Origin of the sequence: Gordoniibacillus kamchatkensis, assembly GCF_000829455.1 — a bacterium.
Taxonomy (GTDB): domain Bacteria; phylum Bacillota; class Bacilli; order Paenibacillales; family NBRC-103111; genus Gordoniibacillus; species Gordoniibacillus kamchatkensis.
The window spans coordinates 63,690-84,084 of sequence record NZ_JXAK01000023.1 but is presented as its reverse complement, the minus strand read 5'-3'; the positions used below and the strand labels follow the sequence as shown (position 1 = coordinate 84,084).

At 57.6% G+C, this 20,395-nt stretch carries 18 protein-coding genes; 3 read left to right on the top strand and 15 right to left on the bottom strand.

The features are described from left to right. Positions 1-53 precede the first annotated feature (53 nt). From SD70_RS34885 to SD70_RS14600, 6 genes are all read right to left on the bottom strand, one after another. On the bottom strand, positions 54-173 hold the full coding sequence (locus SD70_RS34885; protein WP_082053361.1) for a helix-turn-helix domain-containing protein: 120 nt from the start codon (positions 171-173) through the stop codon (positions 54-56). Further along, positions 170-1,354: an SPOR domain-containing protein gene (locus tag SD70_RS14620; protein WP_041048265.1), complete on the bottom strand. Its 1,185-nt coding sequence runs from the start codon at positions 1,352-1,354 to the stop codon at positions 170-172. The genes SD70_RS34885 and SD70_RS14620 overlap by 4 nt, the downstream gene beginning before the upstream one ends. Further along, complete coding sequence (locus tag SD70_RS14615) at positions 1,348-1,599, bottom strand: hypothetical protein (protein WP_041048264.1); 252 nt, start codon at positions 1,597-1,599, stop codon at positions 1,348-1,350. Before SD70_RS14615 ends, SD70_RS14620 begins: the two co-directional genes overlap by 7 nt. 1,183 nt (positions 1,600-2,782) lie before the next feature. Beyond that, positions 2,783-4,177, bottom strand: a complete 1,395-nt coding sequence (gene murC / locus SD70_RS14610) for a UDP-N-acetylmuramate--L-alanine ligase (protein WP_041048263.1) — start codon at positions 4,175-4,177, stop codon at positions 2,783-2,785. A gap of 7 nt (positions 4,178-4,184) precedes the next feature. Beyond that, entirely contained in the window at positions 4,185-5,561 is a 1,377-nt protein-coding gene (locus SD70_RS14605; RefSeq protein WP_041048293.1) for a bifunctional folylpolyglutamate synthase/dihydrofolate synthase, read from the bottom strand. Further along, positions 5,561-8,245, bottom strand: coding sequence for a valine--tRNA ligase (locus SD70_RS14600; protein WP_041048291.1), 2,685 nt, complete (start codon positions 8,243-8,245; stop codon positions 5,561-5,563). Before SD70_RS14600 ends, SD70_RS14605 begins: the two co-directional genes overlap by 1 nt. Before the next feature lie 489 nt (positions 8,246-8,734). Here SD70_RS14600 and SD70_RS36955 point away from each other — a divergent pair, with 489 nt between their 5' ends. After that, positions 8,735-8,899 carry a hypothetical protein gene (locus tag SD70_RS36955; RefSeq protein WP_197081045.1) on the top strand — a complete coding sequence of 55 codons (165 nt, stop codon included), beginning with the start codon at positions 8,735-8,737 and terminating at the stop codon, positions 8,897-8,899. Positions 8,900-8,911: 12 nt separating this feature from the next. On the opposite strand, the gene SD70_RS14595 is transcribed toward SD70_RS36955, so the two are convergent. The 5 genes from SD70_RS14595 to SD70_RS14575 form a co-directional block, all read right to left on the bottom strand. Further along, the gene (locus SD70_RS14595; RefSeq protein ID WP_041048262.1) at positions 8,912-9,598 is read right to left on the bottom strand and encodes a response regulator transcription factor; all 687 of its coding nucleotides are present in this window, start codon (positions 9,596-9,598) and stop codon (positions 8,912-8,914) included. Continuing rightward, complete coding sequence (locus SD70_RS14590; RefSeq protein ID WP_041048261.1) at positions 9,595-11,073, bottom strand: sensor histidine kinase; 1,479 nt, start codon at positions 11,071-11,073, stop codon at positions 9,595-9,597. The genes SD70_RS14595 and SD70_RS14590 overlap by 4 nt, the downstream gene beginning before the upstream one ends. 15 nt (positions 11,074-11,088) lie before the next feature. Continuing rightward, positions 11,089-11,835, bottom strand: coding sequence for an ABC transporter permease subunit (locus SD70_RS14585; protein WP_041048260.1), 747 nt, complete (start codon positions 11,833-11,835; stop codon positions 11,089-11,091). After that, positions 11,828-12,565: an ABC transporter ATP-binding protein gene (locus SD70_RS14580; RefSeq protein ID WP_041048259.1), complete on the bottom strand. Its 738-nt coding sequence runs from the start codon at positions 12,563-12,565 to the stop codon at positions 11,828-11,830. Before SD70_RS14580 ends, SD70_RS14585 begins: the two co-directional genes overlap by 8 nt. A 101-nt stretch (positions 12,566-12,666) precedes the next feature. Continuing rightward, a complete protein-coding gene (locus tag SD70_RS14575) occupies positions 12,667-13,590 on the bottom strand; it encodes a hypothetical protein (RefSeq protein WP_041048258.1) in 924 nt (307 codons plus the stop codon). Positions 13,591-13,938: 348 nt separating this feature from the next. On the opposite strand from SD70_RS14575, the gene SD70_RS14570 reads away from it, so the two are divergent. Next, positions 13,939-14,691, top strand: a complete 753-nt coding sequence (locus SD70_RS14570; protein ID WP_041048257.1) for a hypothetical protein — start codon at positions 13,939-13,941, stop codon at positions 14,689-14,691. Between the two features lie 99 nt (positions 14,692-14,790). On the opposite strand, the gene SD70_RS14565 is transcribed toward SD70_RS14570, so the two are convergent. Together SD70_RS14565 and SD70_RS14560 are read right to left on the bottom strand one after the other, a co-directional pair. Then, positions 14,791-16,017 carry a LysM peptidoglycan-binding domain-containing protein gene (locus tag SD70_RS14565; protein ID WP_041048256.1) on the bottom strand — a complete coding sequence of 409 codons (1,227 nt, stop codon included), beginning with the start codon at positions 16,015-16,017 and terminating at the stop codon, positions 14,791-14,793. 96 nt (positions 16,018-16,113) lie between these two features. Then, positions 16,114-17,004 carry an RluA family pseudouridine synthase gene (locus SD70_RS14560; protein ID WP_041048255.1) on the bottom strand — a complete coding sequence of 297 codons (891 nt, stop codon included), beginning with the start codon at positions 17,002-17,004 and terminating at the stop codon, positions 16,114-16,116. Positions 17,005-17,495: 491 nt separating this feature from the next. Here SD70_RS14560 and SD70_RS38070 point away from each other — a divergent pair, with 491 nt between their 5' ends. Continuing rightward, positions 17,496-18,596 carry a phosphodiester glycosidase family protein gene (locus SD70_RS38070; protein WP_231571219.1) on the top strand — a complete coding sequence of 367 codons (1,101 nt, stop codon included), beginning with the start codon at positions 17,496-17,498 and terminating at the stop codon, positions 18,594-18,596. Here SD70_RS38070 and SD70_RS38065 read toward each other — a convergent pair. Both SD70_RS38065 and SD70_RS14550 read right to left on the bottom strand, forming a co-directional pair. Continuing rightward, positions 18,583-19,203 carry a hypothetical protein gene (locus tag SD70_RS38065; protein WP_231571218.1) on the bottom strand — a complete coding sequence of 207 codons (621 nt, stop codon included), beginning with the start codon at positions 19,201-19,203 and terminating at the stop codon, positions 18,583-18,585. The genes SD70_RS38070 and SD70_RS38065 overlap by 14 nt on opposite strands. Before the next feature lie 76 nt (positions 19,204-19,279). Then, complete coding sequence (locus SD70_RS14550) at positions 19,280-20,155, bottom strand: aminoglycoside 6-adenylyltransferase (protein ID WP_041048254.1); 876 nt, start codon at positions 20,153-20,155, stop codon at positions 19,280-19,282. Between the last annotated feature and the right edge of the window lie 240 nt (positions 20,156-20,395).

Sequence of the window (20,395 nt, the reverse complement as noted above, 5' to 3'; positions counted from 1 at the left end):
GTACGTTAACTTAAAGGGAGACAGGGTCGACCGCGACCTCGTTGCCGAAGCGTTCATTTTCGGGCATGCTTCTTGTAATAAAGCGGCGATACCCCCGTCCGCTTCTTGAACATGCGCGAAAAATAAGTCAAATGTTTGAATCCGACATAATAACAAATATCGGTAACGTTCATGTCGTCATTTGCTGCAGCGACGGTGCGGCCGTGTCGGCTGCTCCCGCCTTGACCGGCGTTGACGCGGCGATCCACGACTGATGCGTCGCTTTGATTGCTTCAAGCGTGTCGGCCTCGATCGCCGACGGCTTCGTCTCGCCGAGATGCAGCACCGTCAAGGAACCGATCATCTGCGCAAGCTTGTCGCCTTGCTGAAAGTATGCCGACAGCTCGCCGGCGCTCGCTTTGCCCGTCCATTTCAGCTTCGTTGCAGCGGGTACGTTGACGGCTTTCACGAACACATCCAGCTTGTCGCCCTGCAGCTTGCGGCTTAGCTGTACGGCGTCTTCTTTCCGCAGCGCAAAGCCTGCGTACACGGTCGTCTTGTCGCCCGGCTCAGCGACGGAAGCGGCGGCATATCCTTTTTTACGCAGCTCGTCTTGTGCAGCCTGGGCAGCTTGCTCCGAGCTGAAAATGCCATGCTGCAAAAATGCGTACGACCGCCCCGGCAATTGGACGGCAACCAGACTTCCTGCGGCCGCCCCCGCGTCTGCAGCGCTCCCCGACACGGCCGGCGCCGCTTGCCCCGTCTGCGCGCCCGAAACGCCGCCGCCTGCGGCCTGTGCGGCGCCTGTTCCTGCCGCGCTGCCTTGGGCTGTTTTGTCGCTGCCAGCAGCAGCGGAGCCCGTTTTGCTCCCGCTTGCCGCAGCGTTTCCCCCGGCGCTTGCCGAAGCCTGCTTCGACTTGCCGTTTCCGAAAATGCCGAGCGGCAGCGGACTATCCGTAAACATCGACAGCACAAGAAAGCCGAACAGCACGCCGGTTACAACCGCTCCGGTTACGGACAACACGATTCGCGTCCAAGGAGGAGTCTCCGACGACTTGGCGTAGCGAATGCCAATTTGCGGTTCCCCCCAATCGTAAGACGGACCGGCTTCATCGCGATGTTCGTGGCGATACCCTTCGTATCCGCTTGCGAACGGCTCCCGGTATTGTTCGTCATGGACTGCAGCATGGGCGTTTGCCTCGCTGAGCGGTTCAATCGGCTCCGCCGGCGGCGCATATTTCCTTGGCACGCTTTCCACATATCCCGTTTCGCCGTTTACCCGCCCGCTTTCGCGAATCATCCGTTCCACCCGCTCCGTCTCCTCGTCGAACGGGCTGCGATACGTGCCAAAATCGCGCGTATACTCGTTCAGCACGACCGGCTCCGCAGGCCGCGCCTCGGCGTGCTATATGGCGCCGGCTCATGTAGGTTCGGAGCTAGACCGTTCTCTCCGTCTGCCTGTTCCGCAGCCCCCACCATGTCCATAGGCTCCATTACCCGGAACTCCTCGCGATAAAGCGGAATGACTTGCGGCTCCTGTTGCCGGTTCTGCGGCCTGCGCTCCATGCGGTCTTTGCCGTCGAACCGGTATGTGATCGTCGCTTTGTTCGTTTTGCCCATGACAGTACGCTCCTTGTCCAAGGCGCCAAGCGGGTGCGTAACGTAAGCGGGCGGCGACCCGCGTGCTGCGCCCGACTGACGCCTAGTTTCTCTATTGCTAGATTTATGACAGGCAACTAGAGAATATGACAGTATGTCCCTCCGAGCTCCGAAAATGGTATCGTTCAGCCGACTGCAGCTCGTGACATAAGGGGGGGGACGTTTTATCGGAAGATGTCGGTGTATTTCGCGGCGATGCTCGTCTGCGTTCGTGGAGGATAGGCTGGTTGGCTTGACGGATGAAAAGTCCGAAACAACAATCCCCGAATCCAACTTCCTGTCCCGAACAGACACTGCACTGATTGTGGAAACAAAGACCACATTCGTTAAACAGAGCCGTAACGGACGCTAATAGTTCAGCCAAAATGGACTAACCGGCATGTAGCGCCTCGAAGTTCGCTCCGTACGAATTTTCGTCGCTATATAGGGAATAATCAGTCCTTGCACGTTCATTCCGTCAAATCGGCGACTAACAGCGTCCCGCAAGTCGCTGCATAGCGAATCTGTTCTTTAAAACAAACCAATCGGTGCTGTTTGCTGCAATAAAGCCTGTGTTCGCTATCCAGCGACTTTATGGACGCTATTTTCAGCCAAAATGGACTAACCGGCATGTAGCGCCTCGAAGTTCGCTCCGTACGAATTTTCGTCGCTATATAGGGAACAACCGGTCCTTGCACGTTCATTCCGTCAAATCGGCGACTAACAACGCCCCGCAAGTCGCTGCATAGCGAATCTGTTCTTTATACGGTTATACTGCCTATTGGAACAACTCAAAACAACCCTGCCATCCGGCACGGCACCGCCATGTCTCCTCCGCAACCAACCTGCAATGCCTAACTTCTGACCAACCTAAACCACCCCCGCGACATCCGCGATTACCGCACCGAAAATCACAACCAGAACCGACTGACTCGGTACGCTGCGGCAATCGGGCGTGTTCGCGGGTGGTTCGTCTTGTTTCATTGGGTATATCCTTGGGCTGATTTCGGGGGAGGGCGCCTGAAAAAGGTGGTAGAAAGCATGTCGCGTGGGCTGTATCCATGGCCAGCTTCCATGGAAGGGGCGTCTGAATAGGTGGCTTTTAACAAAAAAAAGCGCCCGCAGCAGCGAAAAAACGCTGCGGGACAGCTTCCTTGCACACGTATTACGACGTTTTGCTGCGAAGCTCCTTGGCCAGGCCGTCGGCCGCCTTCCAAATGTCGCCGGCGCCCATCGTCAGCACGAGATCGCCGCTTTTGACGTAGCCGGACAAAAAGCGCTGCACCTCGTCGCGGCTCGGGATGTAGCGTACTTTGTCGTTGCTGTTTTGGCGGATCAGCTCGACGAGCTTCGCCGAATTGACGCCTTCGATTTGCCGCTCCCCGGCCGGCGAGTAAATGTCGGTGATGATCACCTCGTCCGCCTCGGGAAACGCCCGGCTGAACTGGTCGAGCAAATAGTACGTGCGCGTGTAGCGCTGCGGCTGGAACACGGCGATGATCCGCTTGCCTGTCGCCTTGGCGGCGGCGATCGTCGCCTGGATTTCCGTCGGATGATGCGCATAGTCGTCGATGACGAGAATGCCGCCCGCTTCGCCCAGCACCTGGAACCGCCGCTTCGCGCCGCGGAAGTCGGTGATCGCCTCCGCCACTTGCCGGAACGTCAGCCCCGCCTCGAGGCACGTAATGAGCGTCGCCAGCGCGTTGTACACGTTATGCTTGCCCGGCACCGACAGCTCGATGTCGCCGAGCATCTCCTCCCCGCCCGGCCCGCGCCGCACGACGCGGAACGCTACCCGGCGGTCGCCGAGCCGGATATCGGTCGCGCGGTAATCCGCGTCCCGCGACTCGATGCCGTACGTAATAACATCGGTGCGGACGGCCGGAATCATTTCGCGCAAATACGGATCGTCCTTGCAGACGATCGCCTTGCCGCCGTCGCGCACTTGGCTCAGGAACTGGGCATACGCCCGCTTCAAGTTTTCGAAATCGCCGTTATAGTTTTCCAGATGATCGGCCTCGATATTGTTGACGAGGGCGAGAACAGGCCGGTACTGCAGGAACGTGCCGTCGCTTTCGTCGGCTTCGGCCACGACGTAGTCGCCTTTGCCCGCCTTGGCGTTGCTGCCGACATTCATAATTTCGCCGCCGATAATGTACGTCGGGTCGAGCCCGCACGTTTCCATGACGAGCGCGATCATCGACGACGTCGTCGTCTTGCCGTGCGCGCCGGCGACGGCAATGCCTTTGCGCTCGTTCATCAGATGCGCGAGCATTTGCGAACGGTGAAGAATCGGAATGCCCCGCTGCTCCGCCTCCCGAATCTCCACGTCGTCTTTGGACACCGCAGTCGAATAGACGACAAGGTCGGCTCCCTGCACGTTGCCGGCTTCATTGCCGATAAACACGCGCGCCCCCTTCGCCTTCAATTTATCCGTCAGTTCGTTTTGGGCCAGGTCGGAGCCGGACACTCGGTAGCCCATCTCCAGCATGACCTTGGCAATGGCGCTCATGCCGTACCCGCCGATCCCTATAAAATGAACGTGCTCCGAAGGATTCACGCGCAGGTCACCATCCTTTTTCCGATGCGGTTTGATGTAAAAGCCAGGAGCGTACGTCGGAGATGAGATACAGCGTGCCCGATACGACCGCCAAATCGCCCTGCCCCGTCGTTTGCTGCAGCAAGGAAAGCGCACGCTTCCAGTCTGGCTCGACGATCACTTTCGGCTGCCGGTCCATGCCGTCCAGCAGCTCGACGGCCAACTCGGCGAGCCGTGAAGCGTCTCCTTTTTTATGGAAATCCGGTTCGGTCAAAATTAAAGTATCCACCAGTGGTAGTATATGCCTGAGGTAGCCTGTATGATTCTTCGATGCGAGCATTCCCATCATAAAATGGAGCTTGTCGTACCGGTACGTGCTGCGCAGCGCCGCCGCCAGCGTCTCGGCCCCTTCGGGATTGTGCGCTCCGTCCAGCAAAATGCGCGGCTCCTGCGATACGAGCTCCAGCCGCCCCGGCCAGCGCGCAGCGCGGAAACCGGCGTACAGATCGTCGTCTTCCACGATGAGCGCGTAATATTGGCGCAGCACTTCAAGCGTCATGAGCGCGGCGGCGGCGTTTTTGAGCTGGTGCGCGCCGTTAAGCGCGATGCGGACGTCCGGAATGACGCGGAACGGCCCTTCAAAATCAAGCGACTGGTCGTCAAGCTGCGACGGTCCCGCCGTAAAACGGAACTGCCGGCCCAGCACGTACAGGGACGCTTTCTTCCCCGCCGCCACCCGTTCCACGACTTCCAGGCATTCCGGCTGTTCGATCGTCGTGATGACCGGCACTCCGGCTTTAATAATGCCTGCCTTCTCCGCCGCCACTTTCGGCAGCGTATCCCCGAGCACCTCCATATGGTCGTGCCCGATGTTCGTAATGATCGAGACGACCGACGTGACGACGTTCGTCGAATCGAGCCGGCCGCCGAGCCCCGTCTCCCATACGACGTAATCGGGGAAAGCGACGCGGGCGAAATAGACGAGCGCCAGCGTCGTGCTTACCTCGAACATCGTCGGCGAGCCTAGCTCCGTCGTGGCAATTTCGTCGACGATAGGCTTCAGCTCGTTCGCCAGCCGCAGCAGCGTCTCCTCCGGGATCGGCGCCTCGTTGTACTGGATGCGGTCGGCATAGCTGATCAGGTAGGGAGACGTAAACGTTCCTACATCGTAGCCGCAGCGGCGCAGGACAGAGGTGAGGTACGCGCATGTCGAGCCTTTGCCGTTCGTGCCGGCGACATGGATGAATTTCAGTCTTCGCTCCGGATGGTCCAGCTTCTCCATGAGCAGCTCCATCCGTTTCAACCCTGGCCTCATCCCGAACGAGACGAGGCCGGTAATCCAATCGACCGCTTCGCGGCAAGTAGAGAAAGCCTGCCTCTCGGTTACGTGGTGCTCCACCTTCATCATCCTCTCAGCTCGCCGATGCGGGCGATCACTTTATCGCGCTTGTCGGCGTAATCCGCGAGCTTCGCTTTTTCTTCGTCGATCACTTTTTGCGGCGCTTTAGCCACAAAGCCTTCGTTCGCCAGCTTCTTCTCGATGCGCTCGACTTCGCCGTTCAGCGTCTGCAGCTCCTTCTCGAGCCTCGCCACCTCTTGCGAAATGTCGATCAGGCCGGCGAGCGGGAGGAACAGCTCGGCGCCCGTGACGACGGCCGTCATCGCTTTGTCCGGCGCGGCCAGGGCAGAGTCGATGACCAGCTTCGACGTGCCGGCAAAGCGCTGCACATACTCCTCGTTGCGGGCCAAAATGCGCAGCGCGTCGTCCGTCGAAGGCTTGACGAGCAGCTCCACCTTTTTGCTCATCGGCACGTTCACTTCGGCGCGGATGTTGCGCACGGCGCGGATGAGCTCCATCAGCAGCTCCATTTCGCGCACCGCCTGCGGCGCCTCCCATTTGGCATCGGCTTTCGGCCAAGCCGCAAGCACGATCGTTTCGCCTTCATGCGGCAAATGCTGCCAAATTTCCTCGGACAGGAACGGCATGAACGGATGGATAAGCTTCATCGTCTTGTCGAGCACGTAGGCGAGCACCGCCTGCGTCTGCTTCTTCTCTGCGGCGCTGCCGCCGTACAGGCTCAGCTTGGCGAACTCGATGTACCAGTCGCACAGATCGTCCCAGATGAAGTTGTACAGCAGGCGGCCGGTCTCGCCGAATTCGTAGCTGTCGATCAGGCGCGTAACGTCCCGAATCGTCTCGTTCAGCCGGTGCAAAATCCACCGGTCCGCCGTGGACAGCCGCTCGAACGAGCCGAGACGCTCAAGCCCGTCTTGCGCCAAGTCGAACCCTTCGAGATTCATGAGCACGAAGCGCGATGCGTTCCAAATTTTGTTGGCAAAATTGCGCGCCTGCTCGACCCGCTCCCAGCGGAAGCGCAAGTCCTGGCCGGGCGTAGAGCCGGTCGAAATCATGAAGCGCATCGCATCGGCGCCGTATTTGTCGATGACTTCCAGCGGGTCGACGCCGTTGCCGAGCGACTTGGACATTTTGCGCCCTTCGGCATCGCGCACGAGACCGTGGATGAGCACGTCTTTGAACGGAATCTCGCCCGTGAACTCGAGCGCCGTGAAAATCATCCGCGCCACCCAGAAGTAAATGATGTCGTAGCCGGTCACAAGCAAATTCGTCGGGTAGTACCGCTTCAAATCTTCCGAGCCCGCGTCCGGCCAGCCGAGCGTCGAGAACGGCCACAGCGCGGAGCTGAACCACGTGTCGAGCACGTCGTTATCCTGCACCAGCTTATCGCTACCGCAATGCGCGCACTTCGCAGCGTCTTCGCGGGATACGGTCGGCTCGCCGCAGTCTTCGCAGTACCATGCCGGAATGCGGTGCCCCCACCACAGCTGGCGGGAAATGCACCAGTCGCGCACGTTCTCGATCCAGTTCAAATAAATTTTTTCAAACCGGTCCGGCACGAAGTTCGTGCCTTTCCCGGACTTCTGCGCTTCGATGGCGCGCTCGGCGAGCGGCTTCATCTTCACGAACCACTGCGTCGACAAATACGGCTCGACGACGGCGCCGGTCCGCTCGCTGTGGCCGACTTGATGCGTGTGCTCCTCGATCTTCAGCAGCACGCCTTGCTCTTTCAGGTCGGCGACCAGCTTTTTGCGGCATTCGAAACGGTCGAGACCTTGATACGGGCCGGCGTTCTCGTTCATCGTGCCGGATTCGTCCATGACGAGAATTTGCGGCAAGTCGTGGCGGCGCCCCACCTCGAAGTCGTTCGGATCGTGGGCCGGCGTAATTTTCACCGCGCCGGAGCCGAATTCTTTCTCCACGTATTCGTCGCCGATAATCGGGATCTCCCGCCCGACGACCGGGAGGACGAGCGTCTTGCCGATCAAATGCTTGTAACGCTCGTCTTGCGGGTGAACGGCAACCGCCGTATCGCCGAGCATCGTCTCCGGACGCGTCGTCGCGACGGTGATCGAACCGCTGCCGTCTTTGAGCGGATATTGCAAATGATACAGCGCCCCCTGCACTTCCTTGTACTCGACTTCGATGTCAGACAGCGCGGTGCGGGCTTGCGGATCCCAGTTGATGATGTATTTGCCGCGATAGATGAGCCCTTTTTCATAGAGAGAAACGAATACTTCGCGGACTGCCTTCGACAGCCCTTCGTCCATCGTAAACCGCTCGCGCGAATAATCGAGGGAAAAGCCCATTTTCGCCCACTGCTCGCGAATCGTCGAAGCGTACTGCTCCTTCCATTCCCACACCTTCGCCAAAAACTTCTCGCGGCCGAGGTCGTAGCGCGAGACGCCTTCCTCGCGCAGCTTCGCCTCGACCCGCGCCTGCGTCGCGATCCCGGCATGGTCCATGCCCGGCAGCCACAGCGCGTCGTAGCCTTCCATCCGCTTCTTGCGAATCATGATGTCCTGCAGGGTGAAATCGAGCGCATGCCCGATATGGAGCATCCCGGTAACGTTCGGCGGCGGAATGACGATCGTATACGTATCTGCGTCCTTGTGTACGCCGGCCCGGAACACGCCGTGCTCCAGCCACCAGTCGTACCATTTTTTCTCTGCGCTTTTCGGATCGTATTGCGTCGGCATGCCGATTTGCGGCGTCTTCGTCTGTTCCGTCATCGTTTTATCCTCGCTTTGCCCGTAAAATAAAAAAGTCCTCCCGCCCGCAAAGGACGAAAGAACTCGCTTCCGTGGTACCACCTTCATTCCGCATCGTCCTCGCCAAGCTTTGCGCTCCGGCCGGCGATGCGGCACTCGGGACCGATAACGGCGGCCTGCCGGCCCCGTCTACAAGCGCGCGGGCATAGGCCCGGCCATTCGACGGCGGCGACTCCCGGGCGACTTCGGCGGCTTCTTCCCGCGAAACCTTGCAGCGGCAAGCCTTCCGCGCCTCTCGGCACGGCCGGCCAGCGGTTTCGCTCTCTGCTGGAAAAACGAACGCCTACTACTCCCGTTCCAAGTCGAAGTTATGGAATATATCTTATGATATCCAGATTCGCCCGGCGCGTCAATATTTGTCGGCCCAGCGCCGAGCCTATTGTTCAGCATATCCATCACGCACCGATTCATACATATAGTAGCAGACAACCTTCGAAGGCGGTGATCCATATGCAGGAATGGTGGTGGCGCATGCGGCCGACGATCCGCGCGATTTTGTTCCCGCTCATTTGTTTGCAGTTCGCGCGGACGCTGTTTTTTCCGAATCCGTTCGACGTGTTCGTGTTGTTCGCGATGTTTCTACTATATTTGGGGCTGCTGTTCGGAATCATATAAAGCGAAGCGGGGTTACAGCCTGAAGCGGTAGCCCGCGCCCCACACCGTTTCGATGTATTCGGAATTGGACGGGCCGAGCTCGATTTTCTCCCGCAGCTTGCGGATATGGACGGTTACGGTTTGGGCGTCTCCGAGCGCATCCATGCCCCATATTTTCTCGAACAGCTCGTCCTTGCTGAATACATGGTTCGGATTCACCGCCAAAAAGTGCAGCAGCTCGAACTCCTTCGGCGTCAGCGCAATTTCCCGGTCGTGCAAAAAAACTCTGCGCGCGCCGGCATCGATCCCCAGCCCGCGAATCCGAATCTCCTCTTTCCGCTGCTTATTGCCGATCAGGCGCTCGTATCGGGCCAAGTGGGCTTTCACCCTGGCAACCAGTTCCCCCGGCTTGAACGGCTTCGTAATGTAGTCGTCCGCACCGAGCCCGAGACCGCGGATGACGTCGATATCTTCTTTCTTTGCCGTGACCATCAAAATCGGGATGTCCCGCTTCTCGCGAATTTGTTTGCACACGTCAAACCCGTTCACGGCAGGCAGCATCACGTCCAAAACGACCAAATCGTATTCTCCGCCCAAAGCCAGCTGCAAGCCTTGCTCCCCGTCTCCGGCAATATCGGCCTGAAAGCCGCTCATCTCCAAATAGTCCCGTTCCAGTTCCGCAATCAGCTTCTCGTCCTCGACAATCAAAATCCGTTTCACCGATCATCACCGTCTTTATGCAGTCTGAGCGGCAAGGTGATGGTCATGCGCACACCTTCGCCTTTTACGCTATGCGCTTCAATCGTTCCGCCGTGCCCCTCCACGATTTGCCTCGATATCGCCAGTCCCAGTCCGCTGCCCCCGGTGTGGCTGTTTCGGGACGGGTCCACGCGATAAAACCGTTCAAAAATGTGAGGCAGCGCTTCGGCGTCGATGCCTTGCCCGTTATCCGCAATTTCGATGACCGCTCGATGCGGCGTCCCGAACGCCCTAAGCGACATTTTTTTCTCCGGCTTATTCATATATTTCAGGCTGTTGTCCACGATGTTCGCGAATACGCGCTTCATTTTGTCCCGGTCGAGCGACGCTTGCGCGCGCTGCCCGAGCGCAATATCCGCTTCATATCGGACGCCTTGTTTGCCAAGTTCGAACTCGAGATCTTCCGACCAATCCGCCAAAAACGCCTGCAAATCCACGACTTCAAAATTGAACGGCAGCCGGTTCAGATCCAGTTTGGAATATAAAAACAACTCGTCGATGAGACGGTTCATTTCTTCCGCTTTGGAGGAAATGATTCCGATATATTTTTGCCTTTTGTCCGGAGTATCGGCGACGCCGTCCTCCAAACCTTCCACATATCCCCGTATCGCCGTCAGCGGCGTCCGCAAATCGTGCGAGATGTTGGATATAAGCTCTTTGCGGTTTTCTTCATACTGCAGCTGCGTTTGAATCGATTGCTTCAGCTGCCCTCTCATCTGCTCGAACGCCAGGCTGAGCTGTCCGATTTCATCTTTGCTTGTAATCTGCATTTCAAATTCCAGATCGCCTGCCTTGACGCGGTTCATCGCCCTTTTCAGCTTCTGCAGCGGCTTTACGATGCTGCGGGACACGAAATACGTGAGCAGCGTATGCGTCAGAACAAGGATCACGATCAGGGCGGCAAACAAAGACGGGAAAAATTTGCGCGCGAAGTTGACGATCGGATTCACCGACGTAACTACGAATATCGTGCCCGGATGCTTATCCGCATACAAAAAGTCGAAAGAAGCGACGCTGAGGAGCTGGTTTCCGTATCGGGCCGTCTCACCCTTTTCCATTCGCCCGGGGTGCTCGAAAGCCGGCAACCGCTGCATTAGCTCGGGCTGCTGCAGAGCCGGCGACTTATAGACGATGGCGTCGTCCCTGCGGATGATCAGGCTCGATTTATTCGCTTGCAGCTCCTGATCGACGTCAGCCAAATAAGCCGGGTCCGTCAGCGCTTCGGGATTGCTCGCTGCGGTGCGCCGCAGCTCCTTTACCATCCGCTCCACATTGTGATTATCGGCAAACCCGTCCTGTGCGGCATACTGCTCGCGAATCGTCTGGAAATCCCCGCGAAATACGATAATGAGCAGCGCAGCGGTAACGATCATGGTGACAAGCGGAATGATCAGCATCGCAGCGTAAGACAGCAGCAGCTTTAATCGAATAGACATCGGCGCATTCCCCGGTCATACTTCTTTTCTAACAAATTTATAGTAACCTAGCGAGAAAAACAACAAGCTGCAAGATGCCAGAAACAGGAAGGCAGTCGTTAGTTTGCCGGCGGACACCGTCTGGCTGAGCCATAATTTATACCAATCCGTATACGACGCCGGAGAAAATGCGGCGACCGCGCTGCTGAGAAACGGAGCGATTTTGGCCGCGGCGTACAGCACGATGGAAAACGCCATAAATCCGCTCGAGCTTTTGAAAAACTGGGCCGTGAACACAAATACCGCCGCAAGCGCCAGCATCGAAACGAACGAAGCGATATAGGCTTTGACGATAGCCGCCGTTTCCGCGAAGCCAGCCAGCGTTCCCGCGAACAGATTGCATGCCAGCGATACGATGCCTAATAAAACGAGCAGCGCAGCTATGCCAGTGGCAAGCGCTGCCGTTTTGGCGCCGTACACCTGAAATCGGCTGTTCGGCCGAAGCAGCGCAAGCTTTAATGTGCGGGAAGCGACCTCTTGCGGAAACAGATCGGCGGCAGCCATGAAAATAAACAACGGGATCCAAACCGACGTGTAGATGCCGAGCATCGTCAGCGGGAACGATTGGCTGACCGCCATAAAGCCTAAAATCGGCTGCAATGCGTGAAAAGAAGCGGCCAGCAAGATCGGAACGACGACGGAGAAAATGCCGAACACGGCAATTTTCCTGCGGTACCACAGCAGCAGCAGCTCGCCCATATAGCCCGCTTTCCAGCTATGCACTTTCGCTTACCTCCCCCGCAAGCCGAAGCTGATCGATATAATATTGCTCCAGCGACTGATTGCTTTGCAGCAGCTCCGAAACGCAGCCTTCTTTTATGAGCCGTCCGCGGACAACGATTCCTACTCGGTTGCACAGCTGCTCCAGTTCGTGAATCATATGGCTCGAAATGATGAACGACATGCCTTTCTGTTCGGACAGCCGCTTGATCAGCTTGCGGAACATGACCGTGCCTTCGATGTCCAATCCGTTCGTCGGTTCGTCCAAAATGGCCAGCTTCGGCTCCGGCATAATGGCTGCGGCAAGCGCCAGCTTTTGCTTCATCCCGGTTGAGTAATGTTTGATTTTGTCGCTCTTCGCTTTGGCCAACCCTACAACGTCAAGCGCTTCTTCGATGCGGCTGTTCCCGATTCCCGGATAATAGCGGGCAACCAGCTGCAAATATTGGCGGGCAGTGAGAAAATCGTGAAAATCGGCCGATTCGATCATGCAGCCGACATGCCGCATCCCTTGCTCGAATTGCTCGGCGATACTTGCGCCGAACAAGGCGACCGTCCCTTTGTCCGGACGAATAAGCCCCGTAATCAGCTTCAAAAACGTCGTCTTGCCCGCGCCGTTAGGTCCGAGCAGCCCGTATACGTCGCCCGGGTACAGCTGCACATGAAAATCGCGGATTCCTCTGTCATTGCGGTACATTTTGGTCAGCTGCACGGTTTCCAGTATCGGCTTCAATGAGCCAATCCCCCCTTTGAATGATTAAAGCGGCAGGCAGACTTAGGATGTGAGCCGGCCTGCCGCACGTTGGCCAGTTAACGCCGGTGCCAGTTGTTCTGTCAGCCGTTTTCGCCGTGATGTTTGCCGATATCGCGCTTGATTTGCTGCACGTTCTTGCCCGTCAGGTCGATCGTATCCGGCGTCGTGCTGTTATAGCCCGACAAATCCGCTTGAAGATGCAGCGTCACTTGGTGGGCCGCACCGCTATCGTCTTTGCCGGATACGGTCAGATCCGCTTCCTGATGATCGATGTAGTTCGAAGCGTTAATGTTCGCTTTGACAGCGACCTTTTCGATTTTAATATCCTGTGTAAGCTGAGGAACAGCGGATTTAATAACGTTTTCCTGGAACGGGAATTCGCCTGCTTGCTCTCCGCTATTCCGATTCTCGTTCTTATGCTCCTTCGTCGCCTGTTTGATGGCGATTGGCGCGATCGCGTTCACGACGGCGGGAAGCTGCGAGTTATCCAGCTGTACGGAGATTTCCTTCGAGCCGTCCGTTTGGTCGTTCACGGCAACGTAATCTTTCAAGTTGCCGACCAACGCGTCGATAACGGTTTCCGCTTGCTGCGACATTTGCTGCTCGGAAGCGTCGTCTTTCGGTTTACTGCGCTTTTCCTTGGCGTTTTGCGTTTTTACATAGAACACGTCGCTTGCGCTGGATTTCAGCACCGCGCCGCCTGCTTGCTTGTAGAAACTTAACGACTGCTTCGTACCGTCAGCCGTGACGTCCGCACTGCCGCTGGCGGTTTTCGCGCTCACGTTTACTTTCGCGCTGCCGCTTGCGTCGACAAGCACTTTGCCGTTGTCCTGCAGCTGCGCTTCCGCTTGTATGGCGACGCTGCTCACCGTTTTCGTGTTTTTCAGTGCGGATTTATAGGCGTCGTAGCCCGACGTGCCGGCCATCGCGCTAATGCCCGTCGCCACCATGACTACGCTGCTGATGCCGATGGCGCTTCCTAGAACTAACCACTTTTTTTTCATGCTCATCCTCCTGAATATAAGTATGATGTCCCGGACTGCCAGAGAAAGGCGGAGCGAAGGATGGGAATGTAGGCCTTGGAGCGTAACGTGCGCTTTTGAACTCGTGTTCCCGCATGTTTTGAATTCAATTCATAGGAACACGATTTCAAGAAAGCCGGAGACCCACATTCTTAGGTCCGTAGCGCAGCCCTGCTTTCTCGGACAATCCGGATTGCTTGCATTGCTAATGATAGGCGCTAAAAATAAAACGCCGATGAACCGTTTATTAAAAATTTCTTAAATAGGTTCATGATAATTTCAGGGACCTCTGGTAATATAAGTTATACGCTAAAGAGAGGGGAGGATGGCATGAACGAATCGGTGCGCAACAACTTGATCGGGGCGGCAATCGCCGTTTGTTTGCTCGCTTCCGTCGGAGCCGGCGGTTATGTGTACTATAAGCAGGGACCGCGCGGAAGCTTATCGGGAACTGCCAGAACCGAACAGCAAGCAGCTGCTGCCAAAGATGTTCCTGCCCTCATCAGACCCGAGGCGCTGGACGATAAACGGGTCCACTTCGACGCAAGCGGCGATATCAATGAAGCGTACGTCGACTCAGATGGCAAAGTCGTCCGGCTGTATCAGCTGCCTCCCGCGACGCTTATGCGGGCGCTGGAGCTCGGAATGACGAAGCACGAGCAATCGGTCGAACCGGTGGCGAATTTGCACGAGCGGTTCCACAGCATGCTCAGCTTCGCCAAGACAGGCTCAAGCGGTGCGGTGAAAGAGACGATGACCGCAGGCTGGGACGCATTCGCGAAGCAAAACGCCACCCTCCCCGAGCTTTTCGATCGGATGGCGGCGGTAAACGTCAACGACGGCGTTAAGGCCGACTTTCGGAACATTGCGGCGCTGCTCCGCATCGCCCGGGACAAGCACGATGCACAAGCCGTCATATATGCATACCGCATCCTCCACGATCTGGACGACGCCGTTTACAATGCCGACCGCGAGCCGCTGCGGGACGATCCGCCTCCTTACGGCGCCGCCCATGCCTACAAACCGGCGAAAAAAAGCCAGACGGCGGAAATCGAAGCGTATATCGCGAAAAACCGAAAGTGACGTATAGCTTAAGGCACGGATGCAATGCCCCGCAAATGAAAACCGGGTCCGACCACTCGGCGGTCGAACCCGGTTTTGCAGCATTTTGCGCAGTATGAGCTATCTCGGGATATAGATGACTTGCCCTTCGCTGATTTCCCCGTCTTGGAGACGGTTCAGCAGCTGCAGCTCGCGGGGGCTGAGCTTGTAGCGCTGGGCAATCGTCTCCAGCGTCTCCTCTTTTTGCACGATCGCCAGCTTCAGCTTGCGGAACTGCCCGCCTTCGGCTTCCGAACCGAGAAACAGCTTCTTCCATTCGACGGTTTCCGCTGCCGCCGGCTGTTCTGCCGGCCGCTCCGCTGCGGCTTCCGCAGGCGTCTTCTTGCGTTTGTCGATAAAAACCGAGGAGCTTTTCTGCAGCAGCGACTTGATGCCGTAGGTCGCTTCTTGGGCGAGCTCCGCCACTTTTTTGCTGCCGAACGCTACTTTGACGTCCTTCTTCTCCGCATGCAGCTCGATTTCAGGCTGCAGCTCCGCTTCATCGACCTGCTCCAAGCCGATCACATCGGTTTCTTCCGCCGCCACATCGACGTTCACATCGAGCGGTTTTGCCGATTCCTCCGCAGCGACAATATTGGCTCCGGACGCCCCGGCCCCCTGAGAAGCGGGCTGCAAATGCTGCGCCGGTTGTGCATACGGGTATGACTGAACCGCCGGGGGCTCTCCCGCCCTCGGCGCGGCAGACGCTTCCTGTTCGGGCGATGGTGCAAATTGCCCCGTCGCCTGCTCTGCGGGCTGCTCTATGGGCTGCTCTGCCGATTGCTCTGCGACTTGCTCGGCGGGTTGCCGGAAAGTGAGTTCAATAGCCGGTTCGGCAGTCCACTGCACGGCGGGTTCGGAAAAGCTTGGCGCATCGCCCTCTTCCGCGCGATGGACGAACACCGTCTCCTCCTCCGCACGCCATTCGCCGCTTTGTCCTTGCGGCGCCAATTCTACCCCGTGCAGCGAAAGCACGCCGGTGACATTCAAGCTGCGCGGCGACAGTACGTCGACATCGAAGTTCTCAATCTCCACGGACAAGTCCGAGGAGTTGCCGACACGGCTGAGCGGCAGCGTAATTTCGACCGGAATGCGATGCTCCAGCTGCCTGGTTCCGCCTTCCTCTTCGGCTGTATACGTGCCGTTTAAACGGAGATGGCCTTTCAAAACCGCTTGATCGCTTTGGGACACAACTTCGATGAAAGGCACGAGCTCGATCTCGTCCAACTCCCGGATGCTGCGGTCCTCTTCCTGCAAATGCACCCGTTCGTAAATATCGAATCTTAACCCTGACTGCTTCTCGGTCACTTTCGCCTAGTCCTCCTTCCATCCCTGCCCCGTATAACCGGGAACGGGCATCCTTGTCTGTACAAATATATGGATGGAACAAGGGGGCCATGACTATTATTTTGCGGTGCGCCTCAGCCGACCGGCCAGACGCAGCAAATCGTCCGGCCACGGCGCCTCGACGCGCACCGTTTCGCCGCCGAACGGATGCGGCCAGGCGAGCGCTTCGCCGTGCAGCGCCTGGCGTCCGATACGGCTTGTCGATCCGCCGTAGAGCGCGTCGCCGAGCAGCGGATGGCCGGTATGGCTCATATGGACGCGAATTTGATGGGTGCGGCCGGTTTCCAGCGTCAGGCGGACAAGCGATGCGTCGCCGAAACGCTCCAACGTCTCGACGAGAGTTACTGCCGGGTCGCCGCCGGGCGAAACGCGCCGTTTGCCGGCATGGTGGCGGTCGCGGCCGATCGGTGCGTCGATCCGTATCCGTTCCTGCTCGATACTTCCATGCACGAAGGCGACGTAAGTGCGTCCAATGTGTTTGCGGCGCATCGCTTCGTCCAGCACCGCGAGCGCCAGCTCGTTTTTGGCATACAGTACAGGCCCGGTCGTGTCCGCGTCCAGGCGGTGAATATGACGAACGGCCGTCTCCTGTCCGCTCGCTTCGTAATGCCAAGCGACGGCATTCGCCAGCGTCCCTCCGCGGCCGCGCTCGGCCGGATGCACAGGCATCCCCGCCGGTTTGGCGGCCACAAGACAGAAATCGTCTTCGAACAATATATCGATGTTGTGCCATTCCGGTTCGAAGCCGGGCGATTGCCTGGGAAATAACCGCAGGCGGAGGCGCCGGCCGTCCGTTTCCACGCCTCCTTCGCGCTGCAGCCGCGCCCACAGCTTGGGCGGGATGCCAAGCTGGGCGGCAACATTTTCACCGGGCGGCTCGTCTGTAGAGATATGGCGGGGCAGCCGCAGCTCCATCCACTCGCCGTATCGCTTATAGGCCGCGGTCATCGCTTGCTCCGGCGTCCGGCGACCATAACGATAACGGCAAGAGAAACGGCGAAAATGAGCAGAACGGCGATCAGGTCGATCGGCAGATCGAAAAAATAGTAACGCTTCACGTTGTTGGACGCTCCTTATGGCTTGTATAAGCTTCGGAAATTTTCAGGCTGCCCGACAAAGCAGCGCTTCGCTGCGGACTCCAGAATGTGGGTCTCCGGCTTCGCCCATACTCGTGTTTCCTCAAATATGACACGAGTTCAAAGACTGATGCTTACGATGCGGGTTTTGCTGCGCAAAACTTGCGGCTCCAAGTCGCACATTCCTATCCTCCGCTCCGCTTTTCTCGGGCGGCCTCGGAAATTACTTTTCATTTTACCATATCGGAGCTGTGAATTTTGCACGCCAAAATCCTCAGTTTTTTAACAATTTTCATATAAACGGGAAGCGCGAATATGATAGAATGATAGATAGCGCAAATTTAGCTTTGGGAGAGAATGGTCTTGAATACAGCAATTCAATGGATATCGGCTACGACGAATCACGTTCGCGGCTGGAGCTGGCTTAAGCGATTGTTGTCGATTATCGCCGCATTGGCGTTTCTGGCTTCAACCTTTTTGTTTTTTACCGCGCCGGGGACGCAAATTCGCGAGTTTTTGGCGGAGACGGTCATTACGACGCAGCACCGCGATTGGGCTTGGATATTCGTCGGGGCCGAAAAGCGCGACGAAATGATCCGGCAAATGTGGAGCATCAGCGACGAGAACGCGACCGAAAAGCAGGACATGTCGGCCATCAAATTCAATAAGAACCGCAAAATCGACGAGCTCGTCTCGGTGAAAGATATTTCCGGCGAGTTTTGGAAAGGCAAGCTGATGTACGTCTACGACCCGCGCTCGATCCGCGTCGTCGTGCCGGATAAGGCGGGCGAAGGCGAGCGCATTACGTCCATGGTCGAACGGACCGGCGCTGTCGCCGGCGTGAACGGCGGCGGTTTTGTCGATCCGGACGGACTCGGCAACGGCTTTGCGCCGATCGGGCCTATTATTTCCGGCGGCAAGCTGCTTTATATCGACCAGGACGGCAACGTGCCGCAGCATATCGTCGGCTTCACCAAGGAAGGCACGCTCGTCATCGGCAAATATACGTATCCCGAGCTGCAAAAGCTGGGCGTGTCGGAAGCGGTTATGTTTTACCCGCGCGTAATCGCCAACGGCAAGCCGCTCATCACGAGCGGGGACGGCGGCTGGGGCCGCGGGCCGCGCACGGCGGTCGGCCAGCGTGCCGACGGCACGGTCATTTTCGCCGTCGTCGACGGCAGGCAGGCGCACAGCGTCGGCGCCACGCTGCGCGAAATTCAGGATCTGCTGCTCGCCGAAGGCTGCGTCAACGCCGGCTTCCTGGACGGCGGCGCTTCCTCCGAGCTGGTGTACAACAAAGAGCTCATTACGAAGCCGTCCAGCCGCTACGGCGAACGCCGTTTGCCGTCGTCCTTCCTCGTCTTCGACCATCCGGAGACGCTCGTCAACAAACCGATCTGGGACGTCTGGACCACATCGATCCGGGCGGCGCTTACGACAACCCGTACTATCAGGCGGATCTGAAAGCCCATCCCGAACTATACAAGAAGGAAACGCCGGCAGCACCGAAGAAGGAGACGGATTCTGCCGCAAAAACCGAAGGCGAAGCGGGGGCGGGAACGAAGGATCCGTCCGGCACCGCCGCAAAAACGGGCGATGCGGGCAAGCAGACGGAGACGGCCGGCAAATCGGGTGCGGGCGGTAAAGGAAGCACTGCCGGCGGCACGGGAACAACGTCAGGCAGCGAGACCGGGAGCGGAACCGGAACGTCCGCGGGCAGCGGCAAGAAAACTGACGCGGGAACGGCTGCGGGAGGCGGCGCTACCGTCGATACCGGTTCTTCATCTGCCGACAGTACAACCGGCGCAAAGTCCGGTACGTCCGCAGGAACGTCAGGCTCCACGGCAGGTAAGACGGGTACTTCCGGCTCGACTGCAGGCACGTCGGGATCGGCGGCTGGAACGTCGGGAACGGGGAGCGGCACGGCGGGCGCTTCAACGACGGACTCCGGCAAAACGGCGCCAAGCACGTCCCCATCGTCCGGTTCGTCTTCGGGCGGCGGAAGTTCGGGCACGAGCACCGGCGCAACCGAACCGAATACCGGCGGCACAACGGCGAAATAATCGGCCACTAAAAGAGGCTGCCGCAACAGCAGAGAGCGTCTGCTGTTGCGGCAGCCTTATTCATGTACGGCATCTTCAAATGTTTCATTCATAGATTGCGTTGGCATTCGGCGATAAAGCTCGGACGCGCTTCAAATACGCGGTTACACGCCGATCGTCTTCATCGGGATATCGATAGTTCAACTGATTGGCGACATACTCGGCCGTCTGGCGGAACAGCTCTCCCGTGGCGAACAGCGCTTCCCACGTATGGTCATAGCTTCCGTCGGCATAGGTGGAAAGAAGCTGCTGCCATGTTTGCTGCGAAACATATTTCTCCAGGTACTTGCTGCATTTTCCGGCGCTTACCGAGAAATCCGTTTGGATGCCGACTTGCCATTCCAGCATTTTGAGCAGCATCGGCCGGACATAATGGTTAAGATGTTCCTGGGCGTAAAGTATTTCCTTTCTCCACAAGCCTTTGGCCACATACGTGGAAACCCACCAGAACTCGTTGCAGCAATCGGAGAAGTAAGCCGCGGACGGGCGCTTGACCCGGTAGTCCTCATCGGTCGAAGGGGGGATCGCCGGCAAACAGCGGTCTTTGTCCAGCAAGATGACCGTCAGCCTATCCTCGTTGCAGTAGGCGTCTTTCTGTTCGAGGGGAATCAGCGTCAAGTCAATGCGGTTTCCGTCGGCAAACAGCATCAAATAGGAAAACCGCCCGCCCAATTCCGGCGGAAACATGGACATGTTCTCTGGAGTTTGCATGATGATCCGTTCGCCGAATACATCGATCCAGTTCGGGTCGCGAATGAAAGAATCCATGTCGGTAACAAGATAAACGATATCGAAATCCTGAAACATATCTTTGGGCGCATTCGGGTTCGTCCGGGAACCGTTCATCGCTACGGCGCGAATTCGCTCATCGCGCTGCGCAAACCCGACAACGAGTTCCATCATTTCGTTTTCGCTTCGCATACGTTATTTCAACCTCCGCATAAGTTATCGCATTCATGATCCGGATTCGATATTCGGAATGCCTGCGGAGGTCCGCGAATGCGTACGGTTTGGATACCGGACGGAACGGCACGTTATAACTTATCCAGTAATTTCTTCAACGGCCTCTTCTCCTTTCGGGACCATTGCGGTGTCCAAATATTGGTTATGGTTTTACTTAAGATTAGCACTCGCATCGGGAATACACAAGGATAGCGAAAT

Excerpts from the sequence above, each read along its gene's own strand:
- SD70_RS34885 (WP_082053361.1), bottom strand. The coding sequence starts at position 173 with ATGAACGTTACCGATATTTGTTATTATGTCGGATTCAAACATTTGACT.
- SD70_RS14615 (WP_041048264.1), bottom strand. The coding sequence starts at position 1,599 with ATGGGCAAAACGAACAAAGCGACGATCACATACCGGTTCGACGGCAAA.
- SD70_RS14605 (WP_041048293.1), bottom strand. The coding sequence starts at position 5,561 with ATGAAGGTGGAGCACCACGTAACCGAGAGGCAGGCTTTCTCTACTTGC.
- SD70_RS14600 (WP_041048291.1), bottom strand. The coding sequence starts at position 8,245 with ATGACGGAACAGACGAAGACGCCGCAAATCGGCATGCCGACGCAATAC.
- SD70_RS36955 (WP_197081045.1), top strand. The coding sequence starts at position 8,735 with ATGCAGGAATGGTGGTGGCGCATGCGGCCGACGATCCGCGCGATTTTG.
- SD70_RS14590 (WP_041048261.1), bottom strand. The coding sequence starts at position 11,073 with ATGTCTATTCGATTAAAGCTGCTGCTGTCTTACGCTGCGATGCTGATC.
- SD70_RS14575 (WP_041048258.1), bottom strand. The coding sequence starts at position 13,590 with ATGAAAAAAAAGTGGTTAGTTCTAGGAAGCGCCATCGGCATCAGCAGC.
- SD70_RS14570 (WP_041048257.1), top strand. The coding sequence starts at position 13,939 with ATGAACGAATCGGTGCGCAACAACTTGATCGGGGCGGCAATCGCCGTT.
- SD70_RS14560 (WP_041048255.1), bottom strand. The coding sequence starts at position 17,004 with ATGACCGCGGCCTATAAGCGATACGGCGAGTGGATGGAGCTGCGGCTG.
- SD70_RS14550 (WP_041048254.1), bottom strand. The coding sequence starts at position 20,155 with ATGCGAAGCGAAAACGAAATGATGGAACTCGTTGTCGGGTTTGCGCAG.